23 protein-coding genes are annotated in these 24,481 nt (G+C 34.4%); 16 read left to right on the top strand and 7 right to left on the bottom strand.

Translation table 11 applies throughout. The annotated features are described in order from the left end of the window. Positions 1-2: 2 nt before the first annotated feature. The 3 genes from ACZIYX_RS16670 to ACZIYX_RS16660 form a co-directional block, all read right to left on the bottom strand. A complete protein-coding gene (locus tag ACZIYX_RS16670; RefSeq protein WP_462683387.1) occupies positions 3-1,430 on the bottom strand; it encodes a hypothetical protein in 1,428 nt (475 codons plus the stop codon). A 95-nt stretch (positions 1,431-1,525) separates the two neighbouring features. After that, a complete protein-coding gene (locus ACZIYX_RS16665; protein ID WP_462683386.1) occupies positions 1,526-1,669 on the bottom strand; it encodes a hypothetical protein in 144 nt (47 codons plus the stop codon). Further along, positions 1,666-1,983, bottom strand: a complete 318-nt coding sequence (locus ACZIYX_RS16660) for a hypothetical protein (protein ID WP_462683385.1) — start codon at positions 1,981-1,983, stop codon at positions 1,666-1,668. The genes ACZIYX_RS16665 and ACZIYX_RS16660 overlap by 4 nt, the downstream gene beginning before the upstream one ends. 251 nt (positions 1,984-2,234) lie before the next feature. On the opposite strand from ACZIYX_RS16660, the gene ACZIYX_RS16655 reads away from it, so the two are divergent. From ACZIYX_RS16655 to ACZIYX_RS16640, 4 genes are all read left to right on the top strand, one after another. Further along, entirely contained in the window at positions 2,235-2,999 is a 765-nt protein-coding gene (locus ACZIYX_RS16655) for a hypothetical protein (protein ID WP_462683384.1), read from the top strand. 155 nt (positions 3,000-3,154) lie between these two features. Next, positions 3,155-3,925, top strand: a complete 771-nt coding sequence (locus tag ACZIYX_RS16650; RefSeq protein WP_462683383.1) for a MerR family transcriptional regulator — start codon at positions 3,155-3,157, stop codon at positions 3,923-3,925. Positions 3,926-4,020: 95 nt separating this feature from the next. Further along, positions 4,021-4,383 (top strand): hypothetical protein, encoded by a 363-nt coding sequence (locus ACZIYX_RS16645; RefSeq protein ID WP_462683382.1) that lies wholly within the window; start codon positions 4,021-4,023, stop codon positions 4,381-4,383. Between the two features lie 29 nt (positions 4,384-4,412). Then, positions 4,413-5,762 (top strand): tyrosine-type recombinase/integrase, encoded by a 1,350-nt coding sequence (locus ACZIYX_RS16640; RefSeq protein ID WP_462683381.1) that lies wholly within the window; start codon positions 4,413-4,415, stop codon positions 5,760-5,762. 199 nt (positions 5,763-5,961) lie between these two features. Here the strand turns inward: ACZIYX_RS16640 and ACZIYX_RS16635 are convergent, their stop codons facing one another. Continuing rightward, complete coding sequence (locus tag ACZIYX_RS16635) at positions 5,962-9,075, bottom strand: WD40/YVTN/BNR-like repeat-containing protein (RefSeq protein WP_462683380.1); 3,114 nt, start codon at positions 9,073-9,075, stop codon at positions 5,962-5,964. Positions 9,076-9,663: 588 nt separating this feature from the next. Between ACZIYX_RS16635 and ACZIYX_RS16630 the strand changes: the two genes are divergently transcribed. Further along, positions 9,664-10,701: a tail fiber domain-containing protein gene (locus tag ACZIYX_RS16630; protein WP_462683379.1), complete on the top strand. Its 1,038-nt coding sequence runs from the start codon at positions 9,664-9,666 to the stop codon at positions 10,699-10,701. Positions 10,702-10,709: 8 nt separating this feature from the next. Beyond that, entirely contained in the window at positions 10,710-12,203 is a 1,494-nt protein-coding gene (locus ACZIYX_RS16625) for a C10 family peptidase (RefSeq protein WP_462683378.1), read from the top strand. A gap of 141 nt (positions 12,204-12,344) precedes the next feature. On the opposite strand, the gene ACZIYX_RS16620 is transcribed toward ACZIYX_RS16625, so the two are convergent. Both ACZIYX_RS16620 and hemH read right to left on the bottom strand, forming a co-directional pair. Further along, positions 12,345-13,736, bottom strand: a complete 1,392-nt coding sequence (locus ACZIYX_RS16620; RefSeq protein ID WP_462683377.1) for an MATE family efflux transporter — start codon at positions 13,734-13,736, stop codon at positions 12,345-12,347. Beyond that, positions 13,736-14,770 (bottom strand): ferrochelatase, encoded by a 1,035-nt coding sequence (gene hemH / locus ACZIYX_RS16615; RefSeq protein WP_462683376.1) that lies wholly within the window; start codon positions 14,768-14,770, stop codon positions 13,736-13,738. Before hemH ends, ACZIYX_RS16620 begins: the two co-directional genes overlap by 1 nt. A gap of 324 nt (positions 14,771-15,094) precedes the next feature. Between hemH and ACZIYX_RS16610 the strand changes: the two genes are divergently transcribed. Further along, on the top strand, positions 15,095-15,265 hold the full coding sequence (locus tag ACZIYX_RS16610; protein ID WP_462683375.1) for a hypothetical protein: 171 nt from the start codon (positions 15,095-15,097) through the stop codon (positions 15,263-15,265). Positions 15,266-15,281: 16 nt separating this feature from the next. On the opposite strand, the gene ACZIYX_RS16605 is transcribed toward ACZIYX_RS16610, so the two are convergent. After that, positions 15,282-16,172, bottom strand: a complete 891-nt coding sequence (locus tag ACZIYX_RS16605) for a helix-turn-helix domain-containing protein (protein ID WP_462683374.1) — start codon at positions 16,170-16,172, stop codon at positions 15,282-15,284. Between the two features lie 203 nt (positions 16,173-16,375). Between ACZIYX_RS16605 and hemA the strand changes: the two genes are divergently transcribed. From hemA to ACZIYX_RS16560, 9 genes are all read left to right on the top strand, one after another. Then, positions 16,376-17,626 carry a glutamyl-tRNA reductase gene (gene hemA / locus ACZIYX_RS16600; protein WP_462683373.1) on the top strand — a complete coding sequence of 417 codons (1,251 nt, stop codon included), beginning with the start codon at positions 16,376-16,378 and terminating at the stop codon, positions 17,624-17,626. A gap of 2 nt (positions 17,627-17,628) precedes the next feature. After that, complete coding sequence (hemC, locus tag ACZIYX_RS16595) at positions 17,629-18,540, top strand: hydroxymethylbilane synthase (protein WP_462683372.1); 912 nt, start codon at positions 17,629-17,631, stop codon at positions 18,538-18,540. Between the two features lies 1 nt (position 18,541). After that, entirely contained in the window at positions 18,542-19,198 is a 657-nt protein-coding gene (locus ACZIYX_RS16590) for a uroporphyrinogen-III synthase (protein WP_462683371.1), read from the top strand. Between the two features lie 98 nt (positions 19,199-19,296). Beyond that, the gene (hemE, locus tag ACZIYX_RS16585; RefSeq protein ID WP_462683370.1) at positions 19,297-20,328 is read left to right on the top strand and encodes a uroporphyrinogen decarboxylase; all 1,032 of its coding nucleotides are present in this window, start codon (positions 19,297-19,299) and stop codon (positions 20,326-20,328) included. 2 nt (positions 20,329-20,330) lie between these two features. Continuing rightward, the gene (locus ACZIYX_RS16580) at positions 20,331-20,819 is read left to right on the top strand and encodes a DUF6973 domain-containing protein (RefSeq protein ID WP_462683369.1); all 489 of its coding nucleotides are present in this window, start codon (positions 20,331-20,333) and stop codon (positions 20,817-20,819) included. A gap of 121 nt (positions 20,820-20,940) precedes the next feature. Then, entirely contained in the window at positions 20,941-21,729 is a 789-nt protein-coding gene (locus tag ACZIYX_RS16575; protein WP_462683368.1) for an EI24 domain-containing protein, read from the top strand. Positions 21,730-22,347: 618 nt separating this feature from the next. Next, on the top strand, positions 22,348-23,250 hold the full coding sequence (gene hemF, locus ACZIYX_RS16570; RefSeq protein WP_462683398.1) for an oxygen-dependent coproporphyrinogen oxidase: 903 nt from the start codon (positions 22,348-22,350) through the stop codon (positions 23,248-23,250). 166 nt (positions 23,251-23,416) lie between these two features. Continuing rightward, positions 23,417-24,019, top strand: coding sequence for a hypothetical protein (locus tag ACZIYX_RS16565; RefSeq protein WP_462683367.1), 603 nt, complete (start codon positions 23,417-23,419; stop codon positions 24,017-24,019). A gap of 57 nt (positions 24,020-24,076) precedes the next feature. Beyond that, entirely contained in the window at positions 24,077-24,478 is a 402-nt protein-coding gene (locus tag ACZIYX_RS16560) for a hypothetical protein (RefSeq protein WP_462683366.1), read from the top strand. The last annotated feature ends 3 nt before the right edge of the window (positions 24,479-24,481 follow it).

The following is a 24,481-nucleotide window of genomic DNA, read 5'->3' as shown; positions in this document are numbered from 1 at the left end:
ATTTATATTTGCGCATTGGGTTGCAACACTTCCGCATAGAATTGTTGTAATAAAGATGGGATCTGTAGTTTGCCAATACGTTGTTCACATTCGCGAAACACCGTTAATCGAGGGCGTGCCTCTGCGGTGTCCTTTGCCTCGTTTCTTTTGAATTTTTGAACCTGACGGCGTACAATTTGTTGTAGTTTCAGGGATACCTTGTGCTTTTTTTGTGCTTCATGCCAAGGTTTTGTGCCAGTAAACCCATTGGGGTTTTTCGGGTTGAAATACAGGTAGGGCAAGGTCACAAAGCGTTTGTCAGGGGCTTTTTTGATATACTTTTCCACCAGGAGGATTCGATCTTTGTAGACCTGATGCACGTGTTCCATTCTGCTATCGGATACAGGTTCGTACCACTGGTAGAGCAACGTTTTAGCAATAGTACATTGCTTTTTGGTCAGCCAGGCATTCTTGTATAATTTTTCCTTTGCAAATTCCCACAGGGCATCGGCATGTTGCAATAGGAAAGCGTGGCGGGCAGCATCTGAATGCTGGTTGTCAACCGCCCCAGTTTGCTGCGCCCTGATTTTTTCAGCGCTGGTGTGTTTCCCTTGCACTGCATCATTTTTTGGCGCAACTTGCTCCCGCCATGCATCTTTCCTTTGTGCATCATTGTGAAATAGGTTTTTCCTTTGTGTTTTTTCTGCTTTTTTTTCTGCTTCGGTTTGCTTTTCCAAAACATTTTCCATCCGGGTTCCGTTTTGAAACAGGTCTTTCCTTTGTGTTTTTTCTGCTTTTTTTTCTGCTTCAGTTTGCTTTTCCGAAACATTTTCCATCCGGTTTCCGTTTTGAAACAGGTCTTTCCTTTGTGTTTTTTCTGCTTTTTCACAATCCTGGTCGGGATTTCCTGTCCACAAATCGTTTAACTTATCCACAGCTATTATTCTATTATTTCTTTTATATGTAGTTTTATATGTATACGAATGCGGACATTTTGTGCTTTTATTATTTGTAAACACTTGATTATCAGTATCTATTTTTTTTTCCTCTTGCTCCCGTTTTTTAGGGTTTTTAACACGTTCCAGCTCACTTATCCACAATATTTTGGGGTTTATGAACAACTCATAACAGGAGTGGGAACCATGCCATACTTTTTTGGTCAGTATGCCCGATTCCAGCAATCGGTCAATATGCCGTTGTATGGTTCGTCCACTAGCCTGTGTAATTTTAGCAAGCTGCATATTGTTGGTCCGAAGGGAAGGAAGGTTGTGCAAGTCTAATGGTTGTACTTTATCCGATTTTATAAGGGAAACCCCATAGACCTTTATGATCTCTTTGGCAGTTGCGATCATGGATTGTCGAACCTTGGTCCCCATAGAGGGTTGTTCTTTATTAAACCGAAAAACAAATTGATCCAGTACTTGAAAAGAAACGGAATAGTCAATAATCATAAGAATTGTTGGTGTTTATATCCTGAAAACAAGGCATAAGGATCCTGCAATCGCCCCAAAGCAATTGATTGTAGTATACCTTATGCCCAAAAGTTTTATTTGGTCAGGGCATCTTTTATAAGCTGTAGTTTTTTAAAATAAATGGGAGTGGTAGTTGGACGAGCCCTGCGTTTGCAAAGCTCTTTTACAGTACCCATAAGTTCTTTGTTCTGGGAATCGCTGATGTGTAGTATTTTCATTTTCCCTGTTGGTTTTTTCTGGCGGCATATCGAATCGCGGTACACCCGTTTGCTCCCTCTAACTCTAATTCCAATTGTACTACCCTTTGTGCGCGCTCCTGTAATGCTTTTCTTTTCGCAAGGGCTTCCTCGTTCATTGCAATAACCTGTTCCATTAAGGTATCCTGATTATAGGATCTTAAAACACCGCCTTTTAAAAACTTATAGACTGTGGGTTTGGTCAGTTTAGATCGTTTAATCAGCTCTCTGGCAGGCTCTTTGTAATAGATATAGAGCATTTCTATCTGTTTTTTAAAATCTTTTCTGCTGTACATTTCTTTACAATTTTATAGTTGTTACAAATTTTAGGTAAAAAATAGTTAAGTATTAGGTAGTTTTTGTATATATTTGCTTCAATAAAATTTATATACCATACAAAAACACTTAAAAGTTATTTTTTAACCGCTTTGTATCAAATATAGGTAAAATATAGTTACAAAATAACTAGCCTGTAACAAGAGCTACGATTTTTTGTTAACTATTTGATAATCAAAATATATTTATAAATGATTAACGTGAATTTAACATGAAGGAGTTCCATATTGTAGATACCCAGCTACTTAAACTGGTGGATTATTTGATAGAAAAACACGAATCTACCCAAACTAATTTAGAATTTACCTCGTATTATTCTTTTGGGTACAGGTTTTACCCCAACAATAAATACATTGTGGAACAAATGAAGGGGGATGGTAAAAAGGGAAGCAAGAAAAAAAGTGCGCCACATCTTTTACTGATTAATATTGCCCGATATTTTAATGTGGATTTCAACTATTTCTATGATCTGGGGTATGCGCCAGAAGATGCCATCCGATCCGATAAAGAGGGGTTACCTTCTTCCAAAGAGGAATCTGTGAAAGAGGTATTTCAGGAAATAGATCGCAGGCTGGAACTCTTTAGAATGGAAAATGAACAGCGAAAAACTACCGAGCAAACAGAATACTATAGGGAAATAGAAGAAAAAATACACCACATCAAAGAACAGTTTCTTTTATCTTTTTCCTTGTCTACAGTATCCGAAAAAAGAAAAATGAGGATAGAGGTGTTTGACCATATTATATTGTTGGGCTGGATGGCAATAGATAGCAAACATAACACCACACAACTGGAAAAAGAACAGGAACGTACCACTAAAGAGATAGAAGCTTTAAAGGTAGAAGTAGCGCAGCTTAAAGAACACCGAGAAAAGCTGCATGCAGATTTGGCAGAAAGTAACCGCATGACTATCGAAGCACAGAAGGGACAGACCGAAGCCCTGAAAACCCTATTGACAATAAAAAGTAATATGTAAAAGGAATCGTTCTGCTAATTTCGGTTTTTCTGGATAAAGGGAAGGCTCAAATTGGTACAACGATATAAAGTCATACACAAATATAATGTCACGATACATTTACGTGACATTATATTTAGTATATTAGCAGTATCAATAACAGTAATACGACATACATGAAATCAAAAAAAGAGGATTTTACCAAACATAGCGAAGCTATCAATGAACTTCTTTTCGAAGCCAAGGCAATGAAGGGCATTCACAGAATGACTTTGCATACCTGGAGAACAGAAGGAGTTCTGGAAGATAAACGAGATCCCGAAGCCACAACCAAATGGAGTTACTACAGTCCACTAGATGTTGTTTGGATCAGTATTCTAAATGAACTTAAAAAGTTACGGTTTACCCATGCAGAAATGAAAGCCTTTAAAGAGGTCTTGTTTGAAAAAATCAAAGCAGAGGATAACAACGAGTATCCTGCATTGGAATATTATACGCTTCGCGTTTTGCTCTATAACCAACCTATCTATATCATTATTACCTATGCTGCGGAAATGGATGCTATATGGATGTTGGATGAGAAGGATTATTTCTCGAAGCTGGCTTCAGGGGAGATAGAAAACCATACGGCAATCCTATTGCACAAAGCGGTAAAATCCAATCTGGAACCCGTATACCAGCATCCTGAGTTTAGTGATCTGGCAGGATTGAACAAAGAAGAAATACAAATACTGCAAATACTCAGGAACAAAAACTTCCGAACCATTAAGATCCTGAAGCGCAATGGGGAGATGGATGGTATTGAAGGAACAGAACGGATTGAGGATGTGGAAAGAATTGAAAAACTGCTCAAAGAAGGAGAGTACCAGAATATAGAAATCAAACAACAAAACGGGAAGATCGTATCAGCCCACCGTACCATACGAACAAATTTTAAAAGAAAATAAGTAATCAAAGCAAGATGACCGCTACAAGTCATGCCTATTTTTCACTACTGCTTTAACCTACGCTACCATTGGAGAAGCAGCAATGAAGTATTAAAATGATAAAAAACGGAACAAATGGAAAATTAATAGAAATGGAGGAGCTATGCCAAATTATCAAAACCAAAGATATACGAACAGCCATCGCATGGTGTGAGCGTTTTGGTATTCCGATTATTCATAGAGGGAATAAGAGATTGACTTACCGATTTCTTGTAGATATCGAAGTAGACAGAAAGATTATGCAACTATTAAAGAAAAAATATCCAGAGAATTGGGAGGAACTATATGGATACTATAAAACGGAGGATTTGAATAGTTATTTGTTAGCTACCAGCGAGGAGGAAAACTATACGGAGGGTAAAATAACTTCAAGATCCAATCCAAAATCTTCTTTTGCCAAGGCATTTTCTAAAACATAGAATACTAATAACTTAAAAAAGAAAACAATATGAAGCAATTAAAATTACCAACCCAAAAGTATAAAGGGATGGTGGTGTACTGTAGTAAGTGCAGAAAACATTTTTCGTGGACAAAAAAACAGGAAGGACAAAAAGTTCTGGAACCTGTATGTGGACAATCCAAAGGTCGGCTTTCTTCTTGTAAATTTAAAGACAAACAGAGTTACAAAGTAAAAGTTCACATCCCGGGAACCCGTAAAGGAGAGGTGTCCAAAGTACTCCAATCCAAAAGGTATGATGAAGCGATTATAGAAGCGGTGGGGTTCCGGGCAGAATTTAAGCGAACACTCCATGGGCATAACCCTAATCCAATCCACCCTAAAAAAGCAACAAGAACCTATCTTTTTGATGCACAGATACGCTATATTGACTTTTTAGCAGATATAGATGTACCAGAACACCAGAAGAAAAACCGTAGCGAAGATTATATAAAACAACTTTTAAAAAGTCTGGAGTATTTCAATGACTGTCTAAAAGAGCATGATATAAATAAACGGTTGCTTCCTATTGATAGGGTTGACGATTCTCATGTAGGGTATTTTCATGCTAACCTTAACGCACGAGGGCTTAAAAGCAGAACGTACAATAAACATATGGGGAACCTAAAGATCTTCTATAAATGGGCTATTCAAAATTATAACCTTAAGATTGGAAGTAACCCTTTTGATAAAGTAAAGAACAAACATACAGTATACAAAAAGGAAACCATTACAGGGGATGAATTTGGCAAACTACTGGTACAGATCACTCCTGAAAATGGGAAATTTGAAAGAGAAACCAAGAGTGGGACAAAAAAAATGAATTACTTCTGTTCCTATCTTAAAGACGCTTTGGAACTTGCCCTGCATACGGGAGGTCGCCGTGAGGAAATAGCTATTTTGAGATGGGATATGATAAAAGAAATAGATGGAAACCCCGCCTATATAGAAGTCCGCAACCTAAAGGTGGAACGGATTACAAAACGGGAAGGGCAAGATAGTATAGCCCCTAAAATTATGCCTATTACCTCTGGGCTAATGCAAGTTTTACTACGAATGGGATATCAGGAAAAAAAAGGGTCTACGGATTTTATTATATGCCCTGATCGAAAAAGAACAAGCATTGGAGCTATAAAAAATAGAATGACCAATGGCTTTTCTTTTTTCTATAATCAATTGAATACGGACAGGGGTTTGCAATTTAAATGTTTACGTAAAACATATCTTACCTATCTGGATTTGGCTATGAAAGGAGATAGTAAATTACTATCTTCGCACTCCAATGATGAAGTATTGCAAAAGCACTATATAGATCAAAAAATAGTGGCAAAGGCTGTAAAAGAACTTCATATTTTTGAATAATTATTAATATAATACCCTGCTTCTACACCCTGCTTTTATCTTAATTGCGGTGTATAGCGAAAATTTAATTTCAAGCACAAGGTATTGATTTAAAAATGATTAGATATGTTTTCAGAACCAAAAATATTATTTAACCCTACAGTGTTTAAAAACCTTTGAGGTTTAGAGGTGTTGTTTTGTAGAACAAAGCTAAAGCTTTTTACTTTTCTACAAAAAGATAATGAAGCTGCAAGGTATTGAACTGTGTATTAAAATTTTTAATTTCTTCAGAAATTAATTTATCAAAAAGGGTTAATTGATCTTCTATCTTTTTGGTTAATTCATTTTTTACGGCAATATCTTGTTCTGTGGGGCCAAAGTCTCCCATACCAACCAAAGAGTTTAGATGTCCTAGCTTATTGGTTAATTTAATGGGAAAGTTTAATGGATCCTGATTGCTTTTGTTTTTTGTTTGATACAAAGCTTTTTCTATTTCACCAAATTGTTTTTGCAATTCTGAAGCTTTTTTTATCAAATCTTTGGTTGTTGAATTGTCTTTATACTGTTTTTCAAAAGCTTGTAGTTGCGTGTTAATTTTTCGTATCTTTTTTATAGATTGATGCGCTTTATCTACTGTTTTATTGATGCTGGTAATAAAATCAAATTGGGATTGCATTTGTGTTAGCGTTGCCTCTGCTCTTGGATCAGGCAAAATGGTAAAAGGCTGGTTAGAAACTTCTTTTCCGTTTACTGCAAGACTTACTTTGTAATGGCCTGGTACTGCTTTTGGGCCATCTAAATTTGCCCACCAAAGTATCATGCCGTCTAATTTTTCTGCGCCTTTTTCTCGCATATTCCAAGTAAAGATATTAGCTCCTTTTTTAAGTTCTAATTTGTCATTTTCTTCTTTTGATTTTGTGCTAAATGATTTTATAGTATCCTTTTTGGTATTAAAATAGGTTAAAGAAACTGTATCTTTTGCTGCATCAAAATTTTTAAGATAAAAATACGTCATTATTCCTTCTGGATGGTTAGTGCCTTTTGTTTTAGAATCTTTGATACTTCTTCCAGCCATACGATAAGAATCCTTTGGTTTGTATAGGATTTCACTTTTGGTTTTTATGGTATTGTTTAATTGGTGTAGAATAGTAAGATCATCTATTATCCAAAGACTTCTGCCTTGTGTAGCAACAATTAGATTATTATCCTTAATAGTTAAATCTGTAATAGGAACAATAGGCAAGTTTAATTGAAAAGATTGCCATGTTGCCCCATCATTAAAAGAAATATACATTCCGGTTTCTGTACCTGCGTATAGTAGTCCTTTTTGTTTAGGATCTTCACGAAGTACGCGGGTAAAGTGTTCTTCTTGAATTCCTGTAGTAATTTTTGTCCAGGAAGCTCCATAATCAGTTGTTTTATACAAATATGGAGCAAAATCACCGGATTTATATTTGGTGCCTGCGATGTAACAAGTGCCTTCGGCAAAAGCACTGGGTTCAATACTGTTGATCATCATCCATTCTGGCATTCCTTTTGGGGTTACGTTGTTCCAGGATTTTCCACCATCTTTACTAACATGCACCAAACCATCATCGCTACCAACCCAAAGTAATCCTTCTTTAAGAGGACTTTCTGCAGCAGCAAAAATGGTACAATAATATTCTACAGAAGTATTATCTTGTGTAATAGGTCCCCCAGAGGATTTTTGTTTGTCGGGATCGTTTCTTGTCAGATCAGGACTAATAACCTCCCAGTTTTGTCCTTCATTTTCGGTAACATGTACATGGTTAGAAAACGTATATAATCGATTTGGGTTATGTTTAGAAAACAGTACCGGGAAATTCCATTGAAAACGATATTTCATATCCTCTGCACCATGCCCCATAGGATTGTCCGGCCAAACACTGATAGAACGTATAGTTTCAGTTTTATGATTTACTCTGGTTAGAAAACCATCATAACTACCACCATAAACAATATCATTATTTTTAGGATCTACAGCAATATGGGCAGATTCCCCACCAGCAGTTTCTTCCCAATCTTTTTCAGAAATAGAAGAACCAGTACTTCTATGACGAATACGTATGGTAGAATTATCTTGTTGCGCTGCATAAATTCGATAAGGAAAGCTATTATCTGTAGTTACCCGATAAAATTGTGAGGTGGGTTGGTTATGGTATGTGCTCCAGGTTTCTCCCCCATCATAAGTAGTCTGTGCTCCGCCATCATCGCCAATAATCATTCGTTTTGGGTTTTCTGGAGCGATCCATAGATCATGGTGATCCCCATGTGGGGCACGATAGCTACTAAAATTTTTGCCTCCATCTTTACTTTTATGATAGGATACATTAACTACATAAACAACATCTATGTCTTGTGGATCGGCATAAATTCTACTATAATACCATGCCCGTTGGCGTAAACTTCGACTACTATTTAATTGGCTCCATGTTTCTCCACCATCATCACTGCGATATACTCCGCCTTTTTCTTTATTTTCTACAATTGCCCACACTCGCTCGCTATTTGCAGGAGAAACAGTGATTCCCATAATTCCTAAAGTATCTTTTGCAAACCCTTTATTTTTTGAAATTTCACTCCATGTTTTTCCACTATCTGTGCTTTTCCAAAGAGCAGAACCATCTCCTCCGGAGCTAAGACTATAAGGGGTTCTTCTTGCATTCCAGGTCGAAGCATATAAAATTCTGGGGTTATTAGGGTCTAAAGTTAAATCTACTGCTCCGGCATCTTGATTAGCAAATAAGACCTTATTCCATGTTTTTCCACCATCTGTACTTTTATAAACTCCACGATCTTGGGTAGATGTATAGATATTTCCTAATGCTGCAGCATATACAATATCCGGGTTGGTAGGGTGAATTGCTATTCTGGGGATATGTCTGGTTTTAGAAAGTCCTGCTTGTACCCACGTTTTTCCAGCATCGACACTTTTCCATAACCCATATCCTGAAGATACGTTACCACGTAATGTTTTTTCTCCACCGCCTACATAAATTACATTGGGATCGCTTTTAGATATTGCAATAGAACCTATAGACCCTCCAAAAAAACCATCTGAAATATTCTGCCAGGTACGCCCGCCATCTGTAGTTTTCCAAACACCACCACCAGTTGCTCCAAAATAAAACAAATTAGGTTTTTCTGGTACACCGGTTACTGCTGCGCTGCGACCACCACGAAACGGACCTATCAATCTGTATTCAAGAGCATCATAAAGCTCCTGTGGATATTGAGATTGCGAATAAATAGTGAAAATGCTTCCGAAAGCAAAACATAAAATACAAATTGCTTTAGTAAAATGTGAGTACATGTGAGTCGATATTTAGTTTAAAAAGCCTTGCTGTTTTATAAAAATTACAAAAAGTAGATTTTGAAGGCACTCTAAAAGTCAGGAATTAAAAGTTATTCCAAAAAAGTTTCACGTAATTTTAACCTTACTTTGATAAATTATAGTTTTTCATACTCCACATTTTTATTTACAAAACAGTTTAAGAGCGCAGACTAATATGCGAAGAAAACATAATGGTATGTCTATATTTTTCTTGCCATCTGGTCTATCTGTCAAAACTATTTTCTTCTATCTTTTTTAGACTTCAAAATTATTTTTAGAAATAGAAAGGTAACATTCTATCCTCATAATACTCCTTACTACAAAAAAAAAGAGAGATAGGATAAGTCGAGTTATCTGAATAAAAAAGAATGTTTTTTTAGATCACTAATTATTTCTTGTTAAGTGTGATATGCTGAAAAAGAATACTATTTGTACAAAAAAATATACATGTAAGAGGGTATCTAACTTATTGATAAATAGAAAACGAAAACCTATAACGAGATATAAAATAAGAACAGGGATGCCGAAAACTGTTTAATAGAGTAGGCTAAAAATTAATCAATACTTATGAAAATTACAACTCTTTTAACCATTGGAATTGGAATAGCAATGGTAACAACAGCCACAGCACAATTAAAAGTCTTGCAAAATGGGAACACTACAATCGGTGGTGGAAATTCTTCTTTTCCATATTCACAAACAAAACTTTCTGTAAATGGATCTACTAGCCTAAAAAGCTCTTTAGAGATTATGAATTTAAATAATAGCAATGTTGGGTGGGGAGGACAAATTAGATTTACACCCAATGACCTTAGAGGAATTAATCATATTATAGCAGATAACGGAGCTCATGAAATGATTTTATTTCCAGGGTATTCTCAAAGTAATTCAGCATTAAGAAGGGTTACGCTTTATGGAGGATTAAGTGTATATGGATACTCGTATTTGGCTGGTGGAGCTTATTTTTCTGATAAAAACTTAAAGGAAAACGTCACTAAATTAGAAGGCAGTCTAGAAAAGGTAATGAAACTACAAGGGGTTTATTTTAATTGGAAAAGACAAATAATAAAAAAGACAGGAGATAAAGAAGTAAACATTGCAGAGGGTTTACCTAAAGGTAGACAATTAGGATTTATAGCACAAGAAGTAGAGCAAGTAATTCCAGAGATTGTTCATAGCGCAAAAGATGGCTATAAATCTTTAGAATATCATACGATGACTGCTCTGTTAGTTGAAGCTATTAAAGAGCAACAATCACAAATTAGACTATTAGAAGAAAAAATAAGTGGTTTAAATAATAAAACGGAAGAAGACTTTGATAATCCTAATAAAAACAGTGATGATACAATAAGTTTGTCTCAAAATATACCTAATCCTTTTGGAGTCCATACTCAAATCAAATATTCATTACCCAAGAGTTATGGTAGCGGAAATTTGTTAATAAGTGATTTAAGTGGAAAAGAAATTATAACATTGCTCTTAAAGCCAGGAACGAACCAAATACTCGATATCTCTTCAGATCGATTACAAAACGGAATCTACTTATACAGCATGGTAGTAAACGGAAAAGTACGTGTCACTAAGCGCTTTGTCGTTTCTAAATAAATAATAATATGAAATTTTTTATTCAAAGTGTATTATTGTTTCTGTGTTTGGGGTATAGTGTGTTATATGCTCAAGAATCATCTGCTGATTTTGTTTCTTTTGAAACTGCACAGAAAGTAGCTAAGAAATGGATGAACGGAAAAGGTTTTGACAGAAATATTAATATGACATCATCCTTTACTAATATAGACGTTAAAATAGGTGAATCGTTAACGTTTTATGTCATAAACTTTAAAGAGGGAGGATTTGCAATAGTACCAGCAACCAAAAAAGTAATTCCTGTACTAGCTTATAATGATAAATATATTTTTAATGCAGATAAAAGGATTGATGGCGCACAATATTTTATGAATGCGTATGATAGAGCTATTAGTATACATCAAGATACCAAGATTCCTATGGAAACCGCTTTAGAAGAGTGGAATACAGTCTTAACGACTAATCAAACGGTTAACTGTACTGGTCAAAGTACACCATATCCTTCTTTACTAGAGCAGTACCATACTTCAAGATGGGCAGGTTGGACAGCGATTTATGATTGTGTAGACCCTTTTAACACATTAACTCCCAATCCAGCTAATGCTGCTATTGGAGGTACTTGCGTTCCTACTGCGATGAGCCAAATATGCAGATTTTTTAGACATCCTTTTGTAGGAACAGGAAACGGGCAACATACGATGGCAAATATTAGTGCAGCAAAGGGACAAACTGTAAGTTCAGATTTTTCTACACAAGCTTTTGATTATGATCTTATGCCGTATGCATTGCAACGTCAGGGACCTGCAGATGGTTTTGGGAACACTTCATCTAACGATTGGTTGCATTATACGCCAACTTGCTCTGATGTTAGAAACGAAGTAGGATATTTAACCTTTAATCTGGGTGTAGCAGCGGGAATGAATTGGTATTCTCTAGGAACCTCTGGAAACACAGCTAATTGGGCTCAAGATATGGTAGATCATTTTGGATATGTATGGAACTCCAGCACAGATTTTGTCACTACAGCAAATGCAGCGTTATTTAAGAGTCGTTTAAGAAATTCTCTTATGAACGAAAGACCTGTTCTGGCTGCGGGGTTTAATAATGGAGGTGGTCATTGCTTTTTATATACAGGTTTTGAATGTGATAATTATTTTTATGCCAGCGTTGGTTTTGGTGGGAATTCTGATGGATTTTATTACATATTTACTACAGATGCAAATGGTAATTATCTAAATACCGCATATACTAATGGACAAAACTGCGCTACTAATATTCGTCCTGATTGTGGATTACCTAATTACTATCAGGTGCCAGCAACGACATATACTACCAGTACTGTTAGTGTAGAGCAAGCTTTAATAGATTTAAGTGTGGCAGGGGCAGGAGTACCCGTGCAATTAGATAATGGTTCAGAAGCTTTTTTTATAGGAGGCAATAGTGTGACATTAAATGCGGGTACTAATGTAGAACTGGGAGCGCAATTACATGTAAATATCGAAGATTGTAACGGTCCTAATTAATACAAATTGAGGGTATATTTTATAGCCTGAGTTTTTATCATATAAAACTCAGGCTTATTTTGTCGTACTAATCTTGATTAGTGGTATTTTCAATTATAGAAAAAAGAAGTCTATAGAGATGTCTTTTTGTATAGTTTAGGTTTAAGAAACGTCTGAAGTTATTAATTTTGTTCGTATTTCTTTATTTAAGAAATACCCGGTAACGATTGTTGCTAAAATATCTGCAATCGGAAAAGAAATCCATACACCCAACTCTCCATAAAATTGAGGAAGAATTAAAACCAGAGGTATAAAGAAAAATCCTTGTCTGGATAAGGTAAGTAGTAAAGCAGGAACAGCTTTTCCTACTGCCTGAAAATAGGCAGCTCCGATAAGTTGAAGAGCTATAATTGGTGTAGCAGCAAATACCCATCGCATAGGCTCTGCAGTATGGGATAAAACATATTGGTTTAAAGCAAGCTCTTTAGGAGCTAAATTTGTACTATCACTAATAAATAAGGATGTAATTTCTGCAGGAAAAATCATTAATCCTATAAACACTAAAGTAGCTACCACAGCAGCATAGGTAATTGCAGTATTAATTGTTTCTCGAACACGTTGGTATTGATGCGCTCCGTAATTATAACCTGCAATTGGCAGAAATCCCTGGGTAACTCCAAAAACAGGAAATAATGCAAACATTAGCATTCTGCCAATAATGGCATAAACAGCTACAAGACCTTCTTGACCTATGTTATATAAAATATTATTCATTAATAAATAAGTAACACTTACTACGGCTTGTCTGGCAAGAGTTACTCCACCAAGAGATGCTATTTCAGAAACAATTTCTTTTTGTAGTTTAAAATGGCGAAAGTTTATTTTTAGCTCAGAGTTTTTGGAATTAAAAAACCAAAAAACATATAAAAAACAAGCCAGATAAGACCCTGTTGTTGCCCATGCAGCACCATGCATCCCCATATCCATGACATTAATAAAAACATAATCCATTACCAGATTGCTTACTGTTGGGATAATCATGGCAATCATGGCAAATTTAGGTTTGCCTTCTGCTCGTATTACGGTGTTGCCCATCATGGCAAAACCAAGAATAGGTACACCATATAAAATAATGGTATAATATATTTTTGCAGGTTCAAATATATCTCCTTTACCACCAAATTTTGGGATGATATCATCTGCAAAAGTTAGCCCTAGAATGACTAAAGAAATCATAAATACAAACCCCAATGAAATCTGATTTCCAAAAGTATGTAATGCCTTTTCTTTGTTGTTAGAACCTAAGGCACGAGAAATGATACTAGATCCCCCTACGCCAATAGCCATACCCAAAGAGCCAATAAAAAAAGATACTGGAAGCACTACATTTATAGAGGCAAATGCGATAGAACCGATCCAGTTACCTACAAAAATCGAATCAATTAGTACATTTAGTGACATTACTAATATGCCAATAGATGCAGGTAATGCCTGTTTTATTAATAATTTACCTATAGGTTCTGAGCCAAGTGCTTCAGACGATACTTTTGCCATTATGTGGTTTGGGTTTTTACAGAAACCCATTCGTTTATCCAGTTTGCAACAACATCTGCCCAATCATCCCGATCATTAAGACAAGGTATCGTAGTAAATTCTTTTCCTCCTACTTCGCGAAAGATCTCTTCTCCTTCCATTGCTATTTCCTCTAGAGTTTCTAAACAGTCCGATACAAAAGCTGGGGTTACAATTGCCATTTTTTTAATCCCTTCTTTTCCTATTCTTTCTATAGTTCGGTCTGTATATGGTTGTAACCATGGATCAAAACCTAAACGAGATTGAAAAGATGTTGAGTAAGTTCCCTCTTTTAAGTTTAAAGTATTAGCTACTTGTTGTGTTGTAGTATAACATTGGTGGCGATAACAAAACTCATGTGCTGCAGAGGGGGTTTTACAACAAGATCCATCTATTTTGCAGTGAGATTTTGTTATATCACTTTTGCGAATATGTCTTTCTGGTACTCCATGATAGGAGAAAAGTATATGCTCGTAATCTAGATTTTCTAGTTTTTCGGCAATACTTTTGGATAAGACATCAATATACTCTGGTTTTTTATAAAAAGCAGGAATATTAGATATCTTCATATTAGGAAAATGAGCAGCCCTTATTTCTTCGGCAAGAACCAAAATAGTTTCTGTGGTGGCCATGGCAAATTGAGGATATAAAGGCAGAATCATAACTTCATCTATACCTTTATCGTGTAACTCTTGAAGCCCTTTTTTAATATGCATGGATCCATATCGCATAGCCAAACTTACTGCAATTGAAGTACGGTCTGCTACTTTTTTCTGTAATCTTTTGGATAATACAATTAATGGAGACCCTTCGTCCCACCATATTTTTTTATATGCTGCTGCAGATTTTTTTGGACGAGTATTTAGTATGATTCCTTTAACCAAAAGAGTTCTTGCCCAAAATGGAACATCGATCACTCTGGGGTCCATTAAAAATTCACCAAGGTATTTTTTTACATCTTTTGGATTTGTACTATCCGGGGATCCAAGATTAACGAGGAGAACTCCTTTGCTCATGATTTTTGTTTTTGCAGTAACAAAAATACAAACTATACCGGGGATTAAAACTAAAACCCATAAGACTTTTTGATAGGGGTATTATTAAAATTATATCCAAATAATTAATTATTCGTTAAAAATTAAAGATACCTTAAAATACGTTAAATTATAAGAAACCTAAAGTTGCGTAATTTTAATTTAGTATTTTTAAAGGGTTAAAAGCAAAGATGAACCCAATACAATTAAAGTACTATTTATTTTAGACTTTAAAATTTTTAATTTAATTGTTAACTCTGTCTACAGGCAGGGGTTCCATGTGACGATAACTATAAATAAAAACACATGAAACGTATAATTTTAGATGTTGAAAAAGAGAAACTTTCTTTTGTTTTAGAATTGTTGGAACAATTTGATTTTGTTTCCGTTTTGGCAGATGCCACAGAGGATGATAGAGGAATGTATGACTCTATTGTATCTTTACAAAAAGGAGTTGGAATCCCGACTAAAGAATAGTATACCTGAGTGGGTTTTAGTTTAAACTCATTATGTATTTTTTTGGAGTAGTGCCAAATTTCTTTTTAAATGCTGCTATAAAGTGGCTTGATGTACTATATCCTACTTTTAAGCCTACTTCGTTTACATTGTTATTTCCCGACGCAAGTAATTGCCTTGCTACTTCCATCTTATAATCAAACAAAAAAGTATATACAGGATCACCATATATTTGTTTGAAACCATCTTTAAGCTTTTTTAAAGGCAATCCAATCTCTTTGGATAATTCCTGAAGTGTAGGGGGCTCTGACATGCGATCGATAATGATTTCTTTGGCCTTTTTGATTTTTAAAACATTTTCTTCATCTGCCAAAAAAGGACACTGTTCTATATCTGCATTTTCAGGCCTGTTAAAATAAAGACTTAATAGCTCGTATGCTTTTCCTTTAAAGTATAAAAGCTTTACAGATTTATGAAGGCTATAGTTCATAATTTGATTTAATACTACAGCCATAGAAGGAGAAATACTTGCATCGGTATAATATTTTTTATCCCGGTTTCCTTCTCCAAGAAAAGGTATGTGATCTGCTTCTCTGGAAAATAAGGAGTGAAACTTTTTTATAGAAATAAGTATAGTAATTAACCAGGAGTCCTTGCTCATTTCTATATTCATGGGTAAATCACGTTGGGGATTATAGAGTAATAGCGAGTTTTCTTCTGCCAGATTAATTGCGTAACTTCCATTGTTAAAATTAAACTTTATTGCCCCCTTGATACAAAAATGAAATTGAATAAAAGTACTTTCGATATCTCGTATAACACATTGACTTTCATTGGTTTCGTTTTGAAATGTTATAATATTAAACCCATCTTCAATTAGGGTTTCTTCTAAAATCCCTGGAGCGTTATTTTTTAATTCTATTTCCATAATTATGAAACTTAAGCTATTTAGAACTAATCTAAACTATCGATAAAAGAATCCTTTGAACTTATACAAAAATAAGGGTTTTTTGTGGTTTGTAAACAAATAATGTTGTAAATAACGTTTTCCGATACTAAAAATTCTTCTATCGTTATTTTTTCTGGTCTATCTAAAATACTTTTGTGACAGAATATTATAGAATTGATTGAATGGAGCCTTATTTAAGAGCAAAAGGAACAAATTTTTACACTATAGGACTTAGTTATAAAAAGGCCGATGCAGAAATCAGAGGTCATTTTAGCGTAAATGAACAAGCTAAAGAAGGAATCCTAAAACAAGCCAAAAAAGAAGGTATTGAAGCATTGCTTGTTACTTCTACTTGTAATCGAACCGAAATACACGGGTTTGCACAACATCCGTTTCAATTAATAAAATTATTATGTGAGCATACTCATGGCACTGTAGAAGAATTTGAAAAAGTAGCATACATACATAAAAATAATCAAGCAGTTACACACTTATTTAGAGTAGGTACAGGTTTGGATAGTCAAATCCTGGGGGATTTTGAGATTATAAGCCAGTTAAAACAAAGTTTTAAAGCCTCTAAAAAAGAACAGGTTACTAATGATTTTTTAGAGAGATTGGTTAATGCGGTAATACAAGCCAGTAAACGTATTAAAAATGAAACCGAAATATCTTCTGGAGCAACTTCGGTAAGTTTTGCTGCTGTACAGTATATTTTGGCAAGAGTTCCTCATGTATCCGATAAAAACCTTTTACTATTTGGTACTGGTAAAATAGGACGTAATACTTGCGAAAATTTAATAAAACATACTAAAAACGAACATATTGTTCTCATTAACAGAACAAAGATAAAAGCTGAAAAAATAGCTGGTAAATTTAATCTTGTGGTAAAAGATTATGCCAACATTCAAGCAGAAATCAAAAACTCTGATGTTTTAATTGTAGCAACCGGGGCTCAAAAACCAACCATTTCTAAAGAATTAATACATTCGGATAAGCCATTATTAATTTTGGATCTTTCTATTCCCCGTAACGTTGCGCTGGATGTAAAAGAATTACCAAACGTTACTTTGGTTCATTTAGATGACCTGTCTAAGATGACAGATAAAACATTGCAACGCAGAAAAGAACATATCCCACATGCAGAATCTATTATAGAAGAAATAAAATCAGAATTTAAAGCTTGGTTGCAAACCCGAAAATTTGCACCTACCATTAAAGCTTTAAAAAATAAGCTAAACACATTAAAAGATGCAGAAATTAATTTGCAACGAAAAAAGTATGCTGATTTTGATGAAGAGCATGCAGATATTATAAGCAGTAGAATTATTCAGAAAATAACAAATCATTTTGCCAATCATCTTAAAGATGATAACACTTCGGCAGAGGAAAGTATAGAGTGGATTCAAAAAGTTTTTCAATTACAAAATAAATAATCTTGACAAAAACGATTCGTATAGGAACCAGAGATAGTGAATTAGCCCTTTGGCAAGCTAACACGGTACAAAAACGTTTAGAAGATTTAGGGTATACCACTCATTTAGTTCCTGTTAAATCTACTGGTGATATTGTCTTGGATAAGCCATTATACGAACTGGGTATTACAGGTATTTTTACCAAAACCCTCGATATTGCCATGTTAAACGGGGAGATTGATATCGCTGTACACTCTATGAAAGATGTACCAACAGCACTGCCAAAAGGAATTGTGGAAGCTGCAATCTTGGAACGAGCTAATGTAAAGGATATTTTGGTTCATAAAGGGTTAGATTTTTTGGATACTAACGGAACCATTGCTACCGGGAGCCTTCGAAGAAAAGCACAGTGGTTATATAAATATCCAACGCATGCTGTAGTTGATCTGCGAGGAAATGTAAATACCAGAATGCAAAAACTAACTGATAGTGATTGGGATGGAGCTATCTTTGCAGCAGCAGGATTAGAACGTATTAATCTTAAACCAGATCATTATATAGATTTGGATTGGATGATTCCTGCACCAGCACAAGGAGCAATGCTTGTGGTAGCCAAAGAAAAAGATACATATTGTAGGGAAGCTTTATCTAATCTGAATGATGAAATATCAGAGATTTGTGTGCATATCGAACGAGAATTTTTAAGAGAACTAGAAGGTGGTTGTACAGCACCAATAGGAGCGTTGGCGCAAGTTAAAGAAAACACTGTTTTTTTTACAGGAACCTTGTTTAGTCTGGACGGAAAAGATAAAATAGAGGTGATCAAAGAGGTGAATATTGAGCAAGCAAAAAACCTTGGGAAAATATGCGCTCAAGAAGTTTTAAATAATGGAGGAAGAGAAGTAATGAAGACGATAAAAGTACAAATCAAATAGTTTGAACACTGCACCTACCATACTTTCTACTAAAAAACTTTCTGTATCACAAAAAGAACTATTATTAAATGCTGGTCTTGGATTTGTAGAGTATAATGCTATAAAAATTGAATTTTTGGAAGCAGATATAAAAACAGAAATTCAAAATGCAATTTTCACCAGTAAAAATGCAGTAAAAGTAGTTTTAAATTCTAAGTGCAAAATCCAGAATTGCTTTTGTGTCGGAGAGAATACTAAAAAGCTTTTAGAGGAAAACGGACAAAATGTAGTAGAAACAGCTCAAAATGCTTCAGATTTGGCTGAAATTATTATAAAAAACTATAAAAGTGAAGCATTTTTGTTTTTTTGTGGAAATTTAAGGAGAGATGAATTACCAGACATTCTTAAAAACAACAACGTAGATCTAAAAGAACAAATAGTATATAAAACATATACAAGTATAAAGGAGTTTTCTCGTTTTTTTGAAGGAATATTGTTTTTTAGCCCATCTGGCGTTCAAAGTTATATTTCAAGAAATAGTATATCCAAAGACACTGTAGTATTTTGTATAGGAAACACAACAGCCTTAGAAGCTAAAAAATATACCGATGCTATTATTGTTGCAAACAAACCTACTGTAGAAAATGTAATCGTTCAGGCAGTAAAACATTTAATATAAATAAATTTGCTGCTCTGGTATATGCCAGAGCCCATTTTTAAATAACAAAAAGACCTTTATGGTTTTTAAAACCATCAAAGTCTACACATAGTTTTATTATGACACAACTAAAAAATGATCTGTTTCTTAAAGCTTTAAAAGGAGAAACTGTAGAAAGACCACCAGTTTGGATGATGCGCCAGGCAGGAAGATATTTGCCAGAGTTTCGTGCTTTGAAAAAAAAGTATGATTTTTTTACCCGTTGCAGAACCCCGGAACTTGCTGCCGAGATAACAGTGCAACCAATCGATATTATCGGTCCCGACGCAGCTATCTTATTTAGTGATATTTTGGTAATTCCGCAGGCGATGAATATAGAGGTAGAAATGAAAGACGGTATTGGCCCATGGTTGCCTAATCCAATTAGATCTTTAAAAGATGTAGAAAAAGTAGTCGTCCCAAATGTTCACGAAGAATTAGGCTACGTAATGGATGCTATAAAACTAACCAAAGAACGTTTGGATAATAGGGTTCCTTTAATAGGTTTTGCAGGATCTCCCTGGACGATCTTATGTTATGCAGTACAAGGGCAGGGATCTAAAAATTTTGATAAAGCCAAAGAATTGTGTTTTGTACAACCAGAAACAGCACACCAATTATTACAAAAAATCACCGATACCACCATTGCCTATTTAAAAGCAAAAGTAGTTGCAGGAGTTAATGCTGTTCAGGTTTTTGATAGTTGGGGAGGGATGCTATCGCCAGTAGATTATCAGGAATTTTCATGGAAATATATCCAACAAATTGTAGATGCATTAAAAGAAGAAACCGAAGTTATCGTTTTTGGAAAAGGATGTTGGTTTGCATTACAAGATATGGCAAAATCGGGCGCGGCAGCATTAGGAGTAGATTGGACCTGCTCTGCACGTAATGCAAGATACCTTACAGGAGGTAATATTACCTTACAAGGTAATTTTGATCCTTCGCGATTGTTATCCCCACCTGCACAAATCAAAAAAATGGTCAAACAAATGATCGATGAATTTGGTAAAGATCGGTATATAGCAAATTTAGGACATGGTATTTTACCTAATATCCCGGTAGATAATGCAAAAGCATTTGTAGATGCGGTAAAAGAGTATACGATATAAGAATGAACATTTGGGGTTTTGTAAAACAATTGAATTTTTGGCAACTCTTTCGATTAGCCAGGATATTAATACAAACCCCGTTATTTATTTATCCGACTCTACAGGCAACTAAAAAAACTCTGGCTATTTGCGATGCTTTATACAAAAAAGAACATCACAGAAATGGTAAAGCAAATGCTTTTAGACATGCATTATGGAATATATTAATCTGCTTTGCTATTTTTAGAAGAACCAACAACAAAGAAAAATCTGTTAGTTGGACGAAGAAAATAACAGATTTACACGAAGAGTTAGCCCCTAATTCCCCAATAGAAAAGGCAATGGATTTACATAACAATAAGATCGGGAGGCGGTATTTTATAAAATTAATGAATAAATCTGAAGAAGAAATAGTTGCTTTTTTAAAACAAAATACCCCAAAAGCCAAGAAAATTACAGATATTAAAGAGATTTCGAATCCTAAAAACAATCTGGTTTTTTTAGAAGAATAGATAAAATACAAACCCCACAGATTTTAAAACTCCGTGAAGTTTAAAAGTACATTAAAATTGAAACAAAACATATAAAAGAGCTACTTATACAGAAACGAACTAATTAAAAAAACAAGGAGCCATGTTTAAAAACATCATTAGCGGGATCAAAGCTTATTTTGGCACATTCAAACTTATCTCAAAACTTGGATTGTGGAAATATTTTGCAATACCTATTTTGATAAGTTTAGTTACGGGATTATGTTTTGTGGCAATTGCATATTTCTTTTCAGATAACCTGGGGGCATTAATTGCCCGAATCTGGGTTTGGAAATGGGGATCAGAAACCTTTGCAACTATTAGTACGGTTATAGGGTTTGTATTTATTTTGGTTATAGGATTACTATTGTATAAGCATATTGTAATGGCATTGTCAGCACCTTTTATGAGTCCGGTTTCAGAAAAAATAGAAAAGCATCTTTTGGGAGAAACAATACATATACACCGCAATACCTCATTTAGCCAACAGCTATCCAGAGGTATTCGTATTAATGTTCGAAATCTATTTAAAGAACTATTGTTTATGATCCCGTTAATTATCTTAAGTTTTATTCCTGTGGTTGGTATTATAGCCACCGTATTAATCTTTTTGATACAAGCATATTATGTAGGTTTTGGAAATATGGATTATACTATGGAGCGTCATTTTGGTTATAAAGAAAGTATATTATTTGTACGAAAAAACAGAGGAATAGCAATAGGTAATGGGATTGTATTTGTATTAATGTTATTTGTACCAGTCATAGGATTTATTATTACGTTGCCAATATCTGTAGTTGCAGCCTCTACAGAAACTGTAAAGATTTTAAAAGAAAAAGGATACCTTCAAGGTTTTCAAAACCCATACCTTCAAGGTTTCGAAAAACCTTGAAGGTATAAAAGAAAAAAAATGAAATTAGAACAATTAGAGAAAGACCATATCTACCACATATACAACCGTGGTAATAATAGCGGGGATATTTTTAAGAGCAACGATAATTATAAATATTTTCTTGAATTATTAAATAAACATTTGGCATCTTATGTAACAATATATGCATACTGTCTGCTAAAAAACCATTACCATCTAATTGTAAAAGTAGAAAAAGATGGAAAAGAAGTTACCCAGAAAATTTCTAACTTAATTAATGCATATACCAAAGCGTATAACAAATCCTATAACAGAACGGGAAGTCTTTTTGAGAATAGATTTAAACGTAAAAAAATCACGGACGAAGAATATCTGAAAAAAAGTATAATTTATGTGCATACCAATGCTAGGCATCATAATTTGATTGAAGATTTTAGAGACTATCCGTTTTCATCGTATTCTAATTACTTTACGGATAAGGCGGAGAAATATATATTAGATTTATTTGATAACAAAGAAAATTTTGAATACTGTCATGTGAGTAAATTTGAGGTAAAGTACACGGGAGGTCAAGATTCACACCTTCAAGGTTTCGAAAACCTTGAAGGTGTGGGTTTCGAAAACCTTGAAGGTGTGGAGATGAAAGAAAATTTTTATAGCTACATACAAAACCTGCAAGATACCATAACCTCAAAACTAGAAGAAATTGATGGTAAAGCCAAATTTCGGGAAGACCTGTGGGAACGCCCGGAAGGCGGTGGAGGGCGAACCAGAGTGATAGAAAACGGTTCTGTTTTTGAAAAAGGAGGAGTAAATATTTCTGGGGTTCATGGCGCCTTGCCCAAAGCTATGCAAAGCTATTTTAAGGTAGGAGATGTTGATTTTTTTGCCTGTGGTTTATCTTTGGTATTGCATCCTAAAAACCCGATGGTTCCAACCGTACATGCTAATTGGCGTTATTTTGAAATGTATGATGCGACAGGAAATATTGTAGATAGTTGGTTTGGAGGGGGTCAGGATTTAACACCATATTATTTATTTGAAGAAGACGCTCGACATTTTCATCAAATATGTAAAAATTCATGCGATAAACATAGTCCGGATTTTTATACTAACTATAAAGAGAAATGTGATACGTATTTCTACAATGCACATCGAGAAGAAGGACGAGGTATAGGAGGTTTGTTTTTTGATTATTGTAAAGCAAATGAAAATATGTCTATGCAAAAGTGGTATGACTTTGTGACCGAAGTTGGCGATAGTTTTCTGGACGCTTATGTGCCAATAGTAGAAAAAAGAAAAGATCTACAATATACAGATGCACAAAAAGACTGGCAAGAAATAAGAAGAGGGCGTTATGTAGAATTTAATCTGGTACATGATAAAGGAACTTTATTTGGGCTAAAAACTAATGGAAGGATAGAAAGTATCCTGATGAGTTTACCACCTAACGTGCAATGGAGGTACGATCATCATCCGGAAACAGGTAGTGAAGAAGAAAAACTAATTAAAATTCTTAAAAATCCGGTAGATTGGGTATAAAAAACACAGAGCAATTCCTACCTTAAATAACGAAAAATCAATAAAAATCAGGTAAAAAGCTTAAAAAATCGGCTGAAAGGTTGTTAAATGATTTTTTTTTATTACCTTGCATTACAATCACTTAGGGCTTATCTATAAAACGTTATAATTTTAACACAAATGCCCTATGAGAAAAATTCTACTATTGTTAACCGCTATCCTGCTTGTAGGATGCGAATTTTTACCAAAGGAATCTAAATTTTCGAAGTATTCTAAAAACACTATTGAGTTTAAAAATAACACGATTGTTCTTACAAGTGGTTATGCAAAAAGCTCTCCGGAAGAATTTAAAAGCAGATTAGATTCGCTAAAAGACAAACCTAAATTTAAAAAAGTTGCTCTTCAGGAGTTAAAGAAAGTTGAAGATAAAAAAGTAGACTTTGAAATTTTTATAGACGAAAAAAATGTAGAAAACTATGTTTTTATCTATGCTTGTGACTTTTATAAATTTGATGAGCACAGAGCAGCAAGAGTTGTACAAGCTCTTAATGATCAATTATTGGATGAATCTAATTCTCAGGAAGTAAAATATAAAAGGATACATGGTCGGTATTTCTTTACTTCAAATTCTAAAGTTGTAAAACTTAAATATTTGAAAGCCTATAAAAAAGACAGAAAATTTCAGACAGAATATATCGTTGCATCAAAATCAGGAGGTATAGGGTTATTAATTAGTAATCTGGAAGATATTGATTTTGAAGGATCTATAAAACGTTTGGCTGTAAAGTAAAAGAAATCCCATTATATTAGCTTAATTTTCTATTTATAATAAAAACCAGTTATTGTAATGAAAAAAATTAAGCTAATCTGTATAATGATTCTTATGGTGAGTTGCGCTCGTAAAGTAGAGCTTACCCCGGAGAATATCAATAAAATATTTGCTTCTAAGGACTTTACTTTTGAGTTTGTTCCTGTTAACGGAGATAAAAAATCTCTAAGTTTTAGAAATGATTATTTGGTTTATAAAAGTGATAAACCTACATATCGTCGAGAAATAAGTTATGATGAAGTGTTATTGATTAATAATTTTATTCAGGATATTGTTAATCTTCATTCTGAACAATTAGACATAAAAACTACATCGTATTACATTATAAAAAATACAGCGTATAAAGTGGTAATTATACCCGATCAAGAAGATTTTTATTTTGATGCATTACTTAAAACGTTAAAACTAGATAAAATATAATAC

The organism is Aquimarina sp., from assembly GCF_977115655.1.
This window is presented reverse-complemented; position numbering and strand designations above follow the sequence as displayed.